10 protein-coding genes are annotated in these 13,787 nt (G+C 68.1%); all 10 read right to left on the reverse strand.

Features of this window, described 5'->3' with window-relative positions:
- Positions 1 to 86: 86 nt before the first annotated feature.
- Complete coding sequence (locus tag RKD20_RS10820) at positions 87 to 1,517, reverse strand: ArnT family glycosyltransferase (protein WP_424877545.1); 1,431 nt, start codon at positions 1,515 to 1,517, stop codon at positions 87 to 89.
- A 74-nt stretch (positions 1,518 to 1,591) separates the two neighbouring features.
- Entirely contained in the window at positions 1,592 to 3,091 is a 1,500-nt protein-coding gene (locus RKD20_RS10825; RefSeq protein WP_424877546.1) for an amino acid permease, read from the reverse strand.
- Positions 3,092 to 3,233: 142 nt separating this feature from the next.
- A complete protein-coding gene (gene dxs / locus RKD20_RS10830) occupies positions 3,234 to 5,153 on the reverse strand; it encodes a 1-deoxy-D-xylulose-5-phosphate synthase (protein ID WP_424877547.1) in 1,920 nt (639 codons plus the stop codon).
- Positions 5,154 to 5,289: 136 nt separating this feature from the next.
- Entirely contained in the window at positions 5,290 to 6,606 is a 1,317-nt protein-coding gene (locus tag RKD20_RS10835) for a sugar ABC transporter permease (protein ID WP_424877548.1), read from the reverse strand.
- Positions 6,603 to 7,394, reverse strand: a complete 792-nt coding sequence (locus tag RKD20_RS10840) for an ATP-binding cassette domain-containing protein (RefSeq protein WP_424877549.1) — start codon at positions 7,392 to 7,394, stop codon at positions 6,603 to 6,605. The genes RKD20_RS10835 and RKD20_RS10840 overlap by 4 nt, the downstream gene beginning before the upstream one ends.
- Positions 7,395 to 7,682: 288 nt before the next feature.
- Complete coding sequence (locus RKD20_RS10845) at positions 7,683 to 8,771, reverse strand: sugar ABC transporter substrate-binding protein (protein ID WP_424883195.1); 1,089 nt, start codon at positions 8,769 to 8,771, stop codon at positions 7,683 to 7,685.
- A 133-nt stretch (positions 8,772 to 8,904) separates the two neighbouring features.
- Positions 8,905 to 10,104, reverse strand: a complete 1,200-nt coding sequence (locus RKD20_RS10850) for an ROK family transcriptional regulator (RefSeq protein WP_424877550.1) — start codon at positions 10,102 to 10,104, stop codon at positions 8,905 to 8,907.
- A gap of 183 nt (positions 10,105 to 10,287) precedes the next feature.
- Positions 10,288 to 11,211 carry a carbohydrate ABC transporter permease gene (locus RKD20_RS10855; RefSeq protein WP_037720422.1) on the reverse strand — a complete coding sequence of 308 codons (924 nt, stop codon included), beginning with the start codon at positions 11,209 to 11,211 and terminating at the stop codon, positions 10,288 to 10,290.
- Positions 11,212 to 11,228: 17 nt separating this feature from the next.
- Entirely contained in the window at positions 11,229 to 12,164 is a 936-nt protein-coding gene (locus tag RKD20_RS10860; RefSeq protein WP_424877551.1) for a carbohydrate ABC transporter permease, read from the reverse strand.
- Between the two features lie 66 nt (positions 12,165 to 12,230).
- Positions 12,231 to 13,676 (reverse strand): N-acetylglucosamine/diacetylchitobiose ABC transporter substrate-binding protein, encoded by a 1,446-nt coding sequence (ngcE, locus tag RKD20_RS10865; RefSeq protein WP_424877552.1) that lies wholly within the window; start codon positions 13,674 to 13,676, stop codon positions 12,231 to 12,233.
- Between the last annotated feature and the right edge of the window lie 111 nt (positions 13,677 to 13,787).

A 13,787-nucleotide genomic window follows, 5' to 3' on the forward strand; every position in this document is an offset into this window, starting at 1 on the left:
CTGAAGGCGGGTCCGGTGCACGTACCTCAGGGGCACGGGGAACTGCGCGACCAGCCCCCACCGGCCCGCACCCGGCAACGCACCCGCTACCGCCGTCTCACATACAGCACCGCCCCGTCCACCGTCCCCGCCTCCTCGTACCGCGCCGCCAACAACCGCCGTAGGCCCCGCACTCGTTCCGGTGCGTACGGCTTGCCGCTGGAGTCGTCCACCACCAGGACCGCCGATTCCGTCTCCCGCCGGAACACCGTCCACGCGCCCCGCACCGCGTACCTCTCCCCCACTCGCCCGCCGTCCCGGCCCCCGCTGTAGTTCGTCAGCAGACCCGCCGTCAGATAGCGGGTGGCCGGGGCGCGGTCGGCCAGCCAGTACGTCTCCGGGTGCATCCCCCAGATCAGGACCGGCTCGCCCGGCGCCGTGCGGGACGACACCGCCTGCGCGACCCGGCGGGCGTGGTCGAGGTCGGGGCGAGGGGCCAGCGCACCCCATGTCAGGAACAGCACGCACGCACAGGCCGACGTGAGCACCGCCGTGACCGTGCGGTCGGACGGCAGCGCCCGGAGCGCCGCCGTGGCCAGGAGCGCGACCGCCGGGAGGAGTTGGAGGTAGTAGTGGCCGAAGAAGTGCAGGCCGAGCAGCACCGCTCCCGCCGAGGCGAGCAGCCACAGCCACAGATCGGCCGTCGGCGCGCGCCGGGCCCGCACGACCGGCGCGACGAGGCCCGCGCAGGCCACCGACACGATCGCGGTGTTGACCGACCCTCTTGCCAGCACGTGGAGTTCGGAGCCGGTCAGGGTCGCGTACGCGCCCGAGCCCGTCACCGTCCAGAACAGGAAGCCGACCGGGTTCGTGGCCAGCGCCGCGCCCAGCACCGGCAGCACCGCCCCCGCGGCCAGCCGCCCCAGGCCACCACGCCTAGCGCCCGAGGTGGCGTACAGCCACAGCACGGGCAGCAGCACCGCCCCGCCCGTCTGCTTGGTGAGGAAGGCGCACGCGACCGCCGTTCCCGCCGCGCCCCAGCGCCGCCGGTCCGCGCACCACATGGCCGCGGCCGTGCAGGGCAGCAGGAACACCTCGAAGGTCGCGGCCTGCGCGTCCTCGGGGTTCAGTCCGACGGAGATCAGCAGGTACAGCACACCCGCGGTACGGCCGGACGCGTCGCCCCAGCGGCGGCGGGCGAGGGAGGCCAGCAGGGCGGCGGTGAGGAGGTGGGCCAGGACCGCCAGGACCCGCACCCCGGCCAGCGTGCCGGAGCCGGTCACCGCGAACGTGGCCTCGTACAGCCACGGCACGAACGGCGGCTTGCGGTCGACGACCGTCTCGTAGAGCTGCCCGCCGTGCGCCAGCAGCCGTGCCTGGACGGCGAGATAGCCCTCGTCCGGGTTCCAGAGGGGGCGCGTGAAGGACGGGATCCTCGTCGCGCAGGCCAGGGCCGCGAGCGGGGGCAGCAGCCGGCTCCAGTACGCCGTACGGGAACCGGGTACGGAGGGTGACGGGAGCAGGAGCTCTGCGGGCATGCGCCGCACGCTATCCGGCCCCGTATCTCCTGGGTGAGCAGGACATACGGGGCCGGAGAGAGGGAACGTATGTGTTACTCCCTGTTGTCGGCCGCCGCCGCCATGCGCTGTCCGAGACGGCTGTGGCTCCGGCCGTAGAGGAAGTACACGGCGAAGCCGATGACCATCCAGATCGCGAACCGCAGCCAGGTCTCGGCCGGCAGGTTGAGCATCAGCCAGAGGGAGGCCGCCACCGACAGGATCGGGACGACCGGCACCCACGGGGTGCGGAAGGCGCGGGGCAGGTCGGGGCGGGACTTGCGGAGGATGATCACGCCGATGGCGACGACCACGAAGGCGAACAGGGTGCCGATGTTGACCAGTTCGGCGAGTTCGCTCAGGGGCGTGAAGCCGGCGACGATCGCGATGATCACGCCGAGCAGGATGGTCGGCCGGTGCGGGGTCCGGTACTTCGGGTGGACGTGGGAGAAGAACGTGGGCAGCAGTCCGTCGCGGCTCATCGCGAAGAAGACCCGGGTCTGGCCCAGCAGCAGGATCATGCACACCGTCGTGAGGCCGACCGCGGCGCCGAAGCTGATGAAGCCCGCGAACCAGGGGTGCCCGGTGGCCTTGAAGGCGTCCGCGAGCGGGGCCGTGATGGACAGGTCCGTGTACTTCTGCATGCCCGTCACGACGATCGACACGGCCACGTAGAGGGTCGTGCAGATGAGGAGGGAGCCGAGGATGCCGCGGGGCATGTCGCGCTGCGGGTTCCTGGTCTCCTCGGCGGCGGTGGCGACGACGTCGAAGCCGATGAAGGCGAAGAAGACGACGGAGGCGGCGGTGAAGATGCCCATCACACCGAAGTTGGAGGGCGCCCAGCCGAACATCAGCTGGATCAGCGGCGACTGGAGACTGTCACCGGCCGGCACCTTCTGGGCCTTCGGGATGAACGGGTCGTAGTGGTCGCCGTTGATGAAGAAGGCGCCCGCGATGATCACGGTCAGTACGACCGTCACCTTGATGGCGACGACGACCGAGGTCACGCGCGCGGAGAGCTTGGTGCCGAGCACGAGGATGCCGGTGAGCACCAGGACGAGCGCGGCGGCGAGGATGTCGAAGCCGAAGCCGTGGGCCCCGTCGCGGCTGCCGAGCGCGGCCGGCAGATGCCAGCCCGCGTTGTCCAGCAGCGAGGCGATGTAACCGGACCAGCCGACGGACACCACCGCCGTGCCCAGCGCGAACTCCAGGACCAGGTCCCAGCCGATGATCCAGGCGGGCAGTTCACCGAGGGAGGCGTAACTGAAGGTGTACGCCGATCCGGCCACCGGGACGGTGGAGGCGAACTCGGCGTAGCAGAGCGCGGCGAGCGCGCAGACGACGCCGGCCACGACGAAGGCCAGGGCGACCGCAGGGCCGGCGTTGTTCTTGGCGACGGTGCCGGTCAGGACGAAGATGCCGGTGCCGATGATGACGCCGACGCCGAAGACGGTCAGATCCAGCGCGGACAAGGACTTCTTGAGCGCGTGCTCTGGCTCCTCGGTATCGAGGATGGACTGCTCGACCTTCTTCGTCCGGAAGAGGGTGCTGCTCACGGGGACCTCCCACGCTGTGTCGTCCTCGACATGATCGAGAGGGGGCGTAGGTCGTATGCCCCGGCGCGGCCGGATTCACGCGAACGGGCCGGTCACACCACTGTCAAGAGTGGTGTGACCGGCCCGTTCGGGCGAGTCGCCGTCAGTCGCGGGCGGCCTCCGCCTCGGCCGGGGCGCTGTCGTAGCGGCCGTCCAGCTTCGAGACGAGGCCCGTGACCTGGCGGGCGATGTCGGGCGCGGTCAGCCCGATCTCCGCCATGATCTCGGCGCGGGAGGCGTGGTCGAGGAAGCGCGGCGGGATGCCGAAGTCGCGCAGCGGGACGTCGACGCCCGCGTCGCGCAGGGCCTGGGCGATCGCCGCGCCGACACCGCCGACGCGGCTGTTGTCCTCGACGGTGACGACCACGCGGTGCCGCTCCGCGAGCGGGGCCATGGCCTCGTCGACGGGCTTGACCCAGCGCGGGTCGACGACGGTGGTGGAGATGCCCTGCTTGTTCAGCAGACCGGCGATCTCCAGGCACATGGGGGCGAGTGCGCCGACGGAGACGAGGAGCACGTCGGGCGTGTCCGTGCCCGGCTCACGCAGGACGTCCATGCCGCCGACGGTGCCCACGGCGGGTACGGCGGGGCCGACGACGCCCTTGGAGTAGCGCAGCACGGTCGGCGCGTCGTCGACCTGGACGGCCTCGCGCAGCTGGGCGCGCAACTGCTCGGCGTCGCGCGGGGCGGCCAGCCGCAGCGTCGGTACGACCTGGAGCATCGACATGTCCCACATGCCGTTGTGCGAGGCGCCGTCGTCGCCGGTGACGCCGGCCCGGTCGAGCACGAAGGTCACCCCGCACTTGTGCAGGGCGACGTCCATGAGGACCTGGTCGAAGGCGCGGTTGAGGAAGGTGGCGTAGACGGCGAAGACGGGGTGCAGGCCGCCGGTCGCGAGGCCCGCCGCCGACACGGCCGCGTGCTGTTCGGCGATGCCGACGTCGTAGATCCGGTCCGGGAAGGTGTCCGCGAACTTCTTCAGGCCGACCGGCTGGAGCATGGCCGCCGTGATGGCGACGATGTCCTTCCGCTCGCGGCCCAGCTTGACCATCTCGTCGCCGAAGACGGAGGTCCAGCTGGCGGCGGAGGCCTTGATGGGCAGGCCGGTGTCCGGGTGGATGGGGCCGATGCCGTGGAAGCGGTCGGCCTCGTCCTGCTCGGCGGGCTCGTAGCCGCGGCCCTTCTCGGTGAGGCAGTGCACGATGACCGGGCCGCCGAAGCGCTTGGCGCGGGCCAGCGCCGACTCCAGCGCCTCGATGTCATGGCCGTCGATGGGGCCGACGTACTTCAGGCCGAGGTCCTCGAACATGCCCTGGGGCGCGATGAAGTCCTTGAGGCCCTTCTTGGCGCCGTGCAGGGTCTCGTAGAGCGGGCGGCCGACGACCGGAGTGCGCTCCAGGAGGTCCTTGCCGCGGGCCAGGAAGCGCTCGTAGCCGTCGGTGGTCCGCAGGGTCGCCAGGTGGTTCGCGAGGCCGCCGATGGTCGGCGCGTAGGAGCGCTCGTTGTCGTTGACGACGATGACCAGCGGGCGGTCCTTGGCGTCGGCGATGTTGTTCAGCGCCTCCCATGCCATACCGCCGGTCAGTGCGCCGTCACCGATGACGGCGACGACGTGGTCGTCGCGTTCGAGCACCTGGTTGGCCTTGGCGAGCCCGTCGGCCCAGCCGAGGACGGTCGAGGCGTGGCTGTTCTCGATGACGTCGTGCTCGGACTCGGCGCGCGAGGGGTAGCCGGACAGCCCGCCCTTGGAGCGCAGCTTCGAGAAGTCCTGCCGGCCGGTGAGCAGCTTGTGCACGTACGCCTGGTGGCCGGTGTCGAAGAGCACCCGGTCCTTGGGCGAGTCGAAGACCCGGTGCAGCGCGATGGTCAGCTCGACCACACCGAGGTTGGGGCCGAGGTGGCCGCCGGTCTTGGAGACCGCGCCGACGAGGAAGCTCCTGATCTCCTCCGCCAGCTGGTCCAGCTCCTCGAGGCTGAGCCGGTCCAGATCGCGCGGTCCCCTGATACGGGTCAGCAGCGGCACCCGTGCCTCCTTGCGTTAGAGCTGATCGAGCTTTGCCGGGCGGGGTCGAGTCTAATGTTCTACGAGAACAGTCCTGCCCGGCACCTCGTGGGTGCCGGGCAGGACCATCGATCCGGAGGGGCGCTCCCCTGCGGTGTTATCCGCGGCCGGAGGCCTTCTGAGACCTTCGCGACACCGAGTCGATGACGACCGCGCCCAGCAGAACACCACCGGTGATCATGTACTGGATCGAGGCGTTCATGTTCAGCAGGTCCAGACCGGTCGTGATGGACTGGATGACCAGCATGCCCAGGAGGGCCGACCACACCGAACCGCGGCCGCCGAACAGGCTCGTACCGCCGATGACGGCCGCCGCGATGGCGAGCATCAGGGTGTTGCCGCCACCGGCGCTGAGCGTCGCGCTCGCGGTCTGACCGGCGAAGAACATACCGCCGATCGCGGCGAAACCGCCGGAGATGGCGAACACGGTGATCCGGACCATCGGCACGTTGATACCGGCACGGCGCGCGGCCTCGATGCCGCCGCCCACCGCGAAGACCTGACGGCCGTACGTGGTGCGGCGGAGCACGAAGTCGACGATCACCAGCGCCGCCAGGAAGATCACCAACGAGTTGGAGACACCGGCCGCGTTGTTGAGGACGGCGGCGGCCAGGAAGGAGGCGACGGCGAGCGCGCCGACGCGGACCAGGATCTCGCCGGTCGGCCGGAAGGGCACGCCGGCGGCCTTGCGGCGCCGCTGCTCGTTGAGGTTGCCGACCAGGGTCAGCACGACGGCGAGGCCGGCCAGCAGGTACGCGCCGACGATGGCCTGGTCCATGAAGAACGAGCTCTGGCCGAACAGGTGGATCGGACCCGAGTCGGACGGGATGTTGATGGTGCCGCTGGAGCCCAGCAGCCACAGCATCAGGCCGTTCCAGCCGAGCAGACCTGCCAGCGTGACGACGAACGCCGGTACGCCGACCTTGGCGAAGAACCAGCCCTGGAGCGAGCCGACGGCGATACCGACGAGGATCGCGAGGACCAGCGCCAGCCAGACGTTCATGCCGTGGTTGACCACCCACACCGCGAACAGGGTGGAGGCCAGACCGCTGACGGAACCGACCGAGAGGTCGATCTCACCGAGCAGCAGCACGAACACCAGGCCGATGGCGATCATGCCGGTGGCCGACATGTAGTAGCTGATGTTGGAGACGTTGTCGGCGCTCAGGAAGCGGGAGTTCTGGGACTGGAAGATCGCCCAGATGACGATCAGACCGACCACCACCGGCAGCGAGCCGAGCTCACCGCCCTTGACCTTGCGCGTGAACTCGGTCCAGTAGCCCTTGAAGCCCTCTTCGCGGACCAGCAGCCGGGGGTCGACCACCGACACCGGTGCCGCGGTGGGGTCGTCGGCGGGAGCGACAGTGTCCTGCGCCTCCGCGTCCGCCTTGGAAACCTTCGACGTGTCGCTCACTTTGCCGCCTCCGCGCTGCGACGTCCCGCACGACGGGTCACGGCGTTGTCCGTGGCACCCGTGATCGCGGAGATGATTTCTTCCTGACTGGTGTCCTTCACCGAGAAGGAACCGTTGTTCCTGCCCAGCCGCAGCACGGCGACGGTGTCGGCGACTGCCTTCACGTCGGCCATGTTGTGGCTGATGAGGATGACGCCGAGGTTGCGCTCCCGCAGCCGCTCGACCAGGTCGAGGACCTGTGCGGTCTGCTCGACACCGAGGGCGGCGGTGGGCTCGTCGAGGATCACGACCTTGGGGTCACCGATCAGGGCGCGCGCGATGGCGACGACCTGACGCTGACCGCCGGAGAGGCTCGCGATCGGGATGCGCACACTCGGGATGCGGATGGAGAGCGTGTTCAGCAGCTCGCGCGAGTTCTTCTCCATCGTGACCTCGTCGATCACACCACGGCGCAGCAGCTCGCGTCCGAGGTAGAGGTTGCCGACCACGTCGAGGTTGTCGCACAGGGCGAGGTCCTGGTAGACCGTCGCGACGCCGAGTCCCTGGGCGTCGTGCGGCCTGTTGATGCTGACTGGGGAGCCGTCCCACTCGATGACGCCCTCATCGATGGGGTGGACACCGGCGATCGTCTTGACCAGCGTGGACTTTCCGGCGCCGTTGTCGCCGACCAGGGCGACCACTTCTCCGGCGTGGACCTCCAGTTCGACATCGGTGAGGGCCTGCACCGCACCGAATCGCTTGGAGACTCCGCGCAACGCCAGCACGGGCGTAGCGGACACGTGAACCATCTCCTTCGCCGCCTGACCGGCGGGGATGCCGCGCTTGGGGTAAGGCGCGGAGGGGTTGCGCTCGTGGCACTCAGGCTCGTAGCACTCGACTGACGAGTTGTGCCGTAAGCACGGATTTACTGTCGAACATGCGCGCGACCGGTGCCTCTTGGCAACGGCTGCGTCCGTCATGCTTCCGTCCGGCGCCCGCCCCGCAGCGGGGTATGAAGGCGGTGCGGGCGCCGGACAGGCTTGGTGCCTGCCTCGGGGCGGGTCCGTCGAAGGACGCGCCCCGGGGCTCAGCGGCTCTTACTGAAGGCCGGCCTTCTTGCACGCGGCGGCGTAGTCCGCGGTGCAGATCTGGGCGACGGTGTAGAGACCGTCCTTGACGACCGTGTCCTTGATGTTCTTGACGGTCACGGAGACGGGGGTCAGCAGCTTCGCCTGGACCTTGTCGCCGGAGCCGCTGGTGACCTGGGTGTCGGCCAGGGACTTGATGTCCTTGCCCTGCAGGAGGTTGACCGCGAGCTCGGCGGCGTTGTCGGCCTCGGGCTTGTAGGCCTTGTAGACCGTGGCGGACTGGGTGCCGGCGACGATCCGCTGGATGGCGGCGAGCTCGGCGTCCTGACCGGTCAGCGGGATGGTGCTGATGCCCGCGCCCTTGAGGGTGTTGGCGATACCACCGGCCATGCCGTCGTTGGCGGCGTAGACGCCCGCGATGTTCTTGGCACCCAGCTGGGTGATGGCGGCGGACATCTTCTGCGCGGCGACGGTGTCCTTCCACAGGCCGGACTGCTCGTAAGCGATCTTGACCTTGCCGTCGAGGATCTTGTGCGCGCCTTCCTTGAACTGCGCGGCGTTCGGGTCGGCGTCGTCACCGTTGATCATGACGACGTTCGCCTTGGGGGTCGCCTTGGAGCCGAGGGCGTCCAGCAGGGCCTGACCCTGCAGCTCACCGACCTTGACGTTGTCGAAGGAGACGTACGCGGAGACCGGGCCCTGGGCCAGACGGTCGTACGCGACGACCTTGACGCCCTTGCTCACCGCGGAGGCGATGGAGGACTTGATGGCGGCGGAGTCCTGCGCCGAGACCACGATCACCTTGACGCCCTTGGTGACCATGCTGCTCATCTGCTGGGCCTGCTTGGCCGGGTCGGCCGCGGCGTTGGCGTAGGAGACGGTGCAGTCGCTGCACAGCTCCTTGACCTTGGCGACGAAGTACGGCTTGTCGAACTTCTCGTACCGCGCGGTGACGTTGTCGGGCAGGAGCAGACCGATCGACTTGCCGCCGGAGCCCGAGCTGCTGCTGTCGCTGGTCTTGTCGTCGCCGGCCTTGCCACAGGCCGCGGCCGAGACGGCGAGCGCCGAAACGGCGACGGATACGGCCACACGACGCATGAGCGTGTTCACTTGAGAAACCTCCCTGACGAGGCCGCGTCGTTGCGGCCGAGGTGGCTGGAAGTCAACTCGGCCACACGTGCGACGTCAAGAAGTAAATACTTAACGAGATGGCAACGGCGTCCTGCGTTCTCTAAGTGAAGGCAGGTGCCGATGCATGCAGCGTGCTGTCCAAAAGGGTCGAATCACCCATCTCGCTGAGGGCGAGGGCGAGTGCTCCGAGCACCTCCGCACGACCTCCAAGTGCCCCTGGAAGCACGGACAGTTGACGTGCCGCACTGGGGATCGCATAGCGACCGACCGACTCCCGGATCGGACCGAGCACCAGCTCACCGGCCTCGGCGAGATCACCGCCCAGGACGACTCGGCTCGGGTTCAGCAAGTTGCAGAGATTGGCGACTCCACTGCCGATGTGTCGGCCGACGTCGGCGATCACCCGACGGCAACCCGGGTCTCCGTCCCGCGCGAGTCGAACTACGCCTTCCATGGTGAGATCGGTGCCGTGACTGGACTGGAGCAGCGGAAGCACATAGCGCGCGGCCGCAAACGTCTCCAGGCAGCCACGGTTGCCGCAACGGCAGACGGGGCCGGACTCATCAAGAGTAATATGCCCGATTTCTCCCGCTGTGCCACCTGGGCCCCGGTAGATCTTGCCGCTGATCACCAGACCGGCGCCCACACCGCTCGCGACCTTGATGTACGCCAGATCGCGCACCCCCCGGCCGCTCCCCCAGACGAGTTCACCGAGGGCGCCCAGATTCGCGTCGTTGTCCACGTGGACAGGCACTCCGAGGCGCCCCCCGAGCTCCTCGGCGGGCTTGGTGCCGATCCAGCCCGGGAGGATGGCGGAGGAGCCCAGCGAGCCGGATTCCAGGTCGATCGGGCCGGGCACGCCGAGGCCCACCCCGGCGATCTTCGTACGGTCCACACCGGTAGCCTCGATCAGCCGGTTGACCAGCTGTTCCGCCCGGTCGAAGCCCTGCGTGGAGGAGGCGTCCACATCCAGCGGCTCGGACTCCTCGGCGAGCACCTGGTGCGCGAGGTTCCCGATCGCGACGCGCAAATGGGTGTGTCCGAAGTCCACCCCTATGACGATGCCGGCGTCTCCGCTCAGGGAGACCGCGCGGGCCCGTCGGCCACCCGCCGACGTGGGCGTGACCTCGACGGTTCCGCCGTCCTTGAGCTCGCGCACGATGTTGGAGACGGTCGCGGCGGACAGTCCCGTGGTCCGTGCGATCTCCGCCTGCGTGAGCGACCCGGCCAGCCGGACGGCACGTACGACCCGCTCGAGGTTGGCTCGGTGCAGCGACGACTGCGACCCCGGAGTCTCCACGACGACCTCCTGCGCACGGGACCGCAGCGATGAGGCCCCGTCTATGTCCAACTAGTGAACTCTAAGCTGAGCCGTTCGGGTCGCCTCCCGTCAAGAGGTTGAACGGTATCCGGGGTGTAGGGCACACGTGAGCACACCGTCACCGGAACCGGGGACGGTGCGCGTGTGTGCGCTCGCGCAGCGCTACTTCAAGGTGGCCGAAGTCAGCCCCGCCTGCACCTGGCGCTGGAAGGACAGGTACACCACCAGCATCGGGATCATCGCGATGGTCACCCCGGCGAAGAGCACGGGCAGGTCCGAGGCGTATCCCATCTGCTGCTGGAGCTGGATCAGGCCCTGGGTGAGCACATAGCGCTCCGGATCGTCGCCGCTCTGCGGCTGCATCAGCACCGTGGGCAGGATGAACTGGTTCCACTGGCCGAGGGTGTTGAAGATGCCGACGCTGATCAGTCCCGGCTTCGCCATCGGCAGCATCACCTGGAAGAAGGTCCTGGTGTGCGAGGCGCCGTCGAGGACCGCGGCCTCGAAGACGGCCGTGGGCAGCGTCCGGAAGAACGCGTGCATGAAGAACACCGTGAACGGCATCGAGTAGGCGACGTACACCAGGATCAGCCCCTGGTAGGTGTTCAGCATGTCCAGCCGCTTCACCATGAAGAACAGCGGGACCAGGGCCAGGAACACCGGGAACATCGCGCCCGCGACGAAGAAGAAGTACAGGAACCTGTTGCCCCAGAACTGGTAGCGGGCCAGGACGTAGGCGGCCATGGAGCCGAGCAGCATCGTCAGCGGTACCGAGAAGACCAGCACGATGACGGTGTTCAGGAAGTAGTCGCCGATGCCCTTGTCCCAGGCCCGTCCGAAGACGTCCAGGGACCAGTTCTGCGGCCAGCCGAAGGCCGAACCGCCGATCTGGGCATCGGTCTTGAAGGAGCTGAGCACCAGCCACAGCAGTGGCAGCACGATCAGCAGGGCCCACAGCGCGAGGAAGCCGTGCGAGAAGGCGTTCAGGACGACGCCCTCGCTGCGCTCGCCGCCCGGACGGGCCGGGGCCGTGCCCGTGGCCCGCTGTGCCGGGACGGCGGCGGTCTCCTTGATGGGTGCGCTCATCGTCGTATCTCTCCCGCTCAGAACTCGACGCGGTCGCGGCGGGTGGCACGCAGCATGACCACGGACAGGACCAGGGTGAGCAGCAGCATGACGACGCCCATCGCGCAGGCGTATCCGCTCTTGCCGAAGTACTGGAAGTTGCGCATCATCACCGTCGACATCACGTCGCTGTGATGGTCGGGGCCGCCTCCGTAGGCGCCCATGTTCTGGGTCATCGACGACACCAGCACGAACATGTCCATCGCGACGATGCCCAGATAGACCCAGGCGGTCTGCACGGTGTCCCACAGCAGCGGAAGCGTGATGCGGAAGAAGGACTGGTTGCGGCCGGCGCCGTCGATGAGCGCGGCCTCGTAGATGTCCCTCGGAATGGACTGCATGGCGGCCGAGAACAGCACCAGGTAGAAGCCGACTCCGTGCCACACCACGGCGATGACCAGCATCCACAGCACCAGGTTGGGCTCGTTCAGCCATTCCATCGGATTCTCGGAGTCGACCAGGCCGAGTTTGATCAGGATTCCGTTGAGGAGTCCGCCGCCGTCACTGCGGTACACCGCGTTGAACAGCACGGCCACGATCGCAAGGGACAGCACCTGGGGAAAGAAGTAGACGACCTTGTAGATGTGCGATCCGGCGACTCCCCGTACTCCGCCGGCCCTGCTGCGCCCGCCCGCGTTCAGCATGAACGCGAAGAACAGGGCGAGCAGAATGGTGATCACCGGGATGAAGATCAGGAACAGGATGTTGTGCCAGATCGCCTGCATGAAGACGTCGTCGTGGAACAGCGCCTTGTAGTTGTCCAGGCCGATGAACTTGAACGTCTGCGACTGCCCTTTCCAGTCGGTCAGCGAATAGCCGAACGTCTGGACGTAGGGCCAGATCACGAAGATCAGATAGAGCGACACGGGAGCGAAGAGAAATCCCGCGACGAACCTGTACTGCCCTTTGCGCATTGGCGATTCCTGCCCCTGGTCTCCTTTCCCGGGCCGGAGTGCTCCGGCCCGGGAAACGGCGTGCGGTCAGTCCCGGTGGTTCTTCTTGGAGGCCGGGTCCTTGGCCTGCTTGTCGACCGCGGCCTGGGCCCGCTTCAGCCACTCCTTCGGCTGGATGCGCTTGGCCATCAGCTCGTTGGACGCGGCCTCGATCGCCGCTCCCATCTCGCTGTACCACTCGGTGTACAGGTAACGGAAGGTGTTGCCACCGGCCGCCTTCGATGCCTCGACGGTGGACTGGGTGCCGGGGCGCAGCTTCACGCTCGGGTCCACGCCGTCCTTGAGGATGGTGAGGGAGTTGGCCTCCTTGGCGAAGGTCGTCGACCACTCCTTGGAGAGCATGCGCCGCATGAACTCCTTCGCGCCCGGCAGGTTCTTGGCCTTGGCCGGGATGATGAAGGGCTCGCCGGAGCCGGCCCGGATCGCCTCGAAGGGCAGCGCGCTGCCGGGCAGCAGCGGCATCGGCATGAACTTCATGTCGAAGTCCGCCGGCGTCTGCTTGAGCTGCTCGTTCTCCAGCCAGGAACCGCAGGTGATGAAGGCGGCCTTGTACTGGTTCCAGCGGGTCTGGGACTCGGTGTGGGTGAGTCCGTTGGTGCCCGGCATCAACAGGCCCTTCTCCACCACCTCGTAGATCGCCTCGACGCCGGCCTGGGCCGCGTCCGAGCCGACGAAGGCCTTCGGGTCGAGGTTGTCGATCGCCTTCATGGCGTCCAGACCGCCCTTCTTGGCGATCAGGTCCATGATGGCGACGTTGATGTAATACGGGTACTTGCCCTGGTGGGCGAGGCCGCCGATGCCCTGCTTCTTGGCGTCCTGGCAGACGGCGAGGAAGTCGTCCCAGGTCTTGGGCTCCTCCCAGCCCTTCTCCTTGAAGAGCTTGCCGGAGTACCACAGGCCCCAGACGGTGTAGATGTAGTTGAGGGCGACGATCTTGCCCTCCTGGAGACCGGCGTCGAGGGTCCCCGGGATGATGAGGTCGCGGACCTTCTTGCTCGGGTCGTCGATCGCGGGCGCGTCCAGGACCTCGGCGAGGTCGAGCAGCTGCCCGTTCTTGTAGAGGACGTCGGGCTTGATCTGCTGGGCACCGGAGTCGTCGACGATGTCCGGCGGGTTGCCCGCGTTGAAGCGCGGCTGGAGCTTTCCGGTGATCTCCTGGGTCCCGGTGTGGGTGGAGGTGATCCCGAGCTTCTTCTGGAAGTCGGCCTCCCACGCCTTGGCGTAGTCGTCGCCGTAGCCGCCCTTGAAGATCACGACGTCGAGCTTGCTGCCCTTCGCCGCGCCGAAGGGGTTCTCCTTGGAGGTGGCGCCCTTGGTGCTCTTGTCACTCGAATCGCCGCCGCCGCCGCTGGCGCAGGCGGACAGAAATCCGGTCGCGGGGACGGCGACCAGTCCGAGCGCGGCCGAACGCTTGATCAGATCGCGGCGGCCGACACCCTCGTCACCGTGGCTGTCTGCGGAAGTGGATCCCATGCTCAAGTCCTCGCCTTCTCCAGGACTCAGGCGGTGAACCGGATCCTCCCCGGCACCGCGGTCAGGTCAAGCAGGTTCGTGCAGGAGGTTCGTGCAAGTGGGGTGAATCGC

The sequence above is a fragment of the Streptomyces sp. SLBN-8D4 genome, assembly GCF_049739545.1.
Taxonomy (GTDB): domain Bacteria; phylum Actinomycetota; class Actinomycetes; order Streptomycetales; family Streptomycetaceae; genus Streptomyces; species Streptomyces canus_C.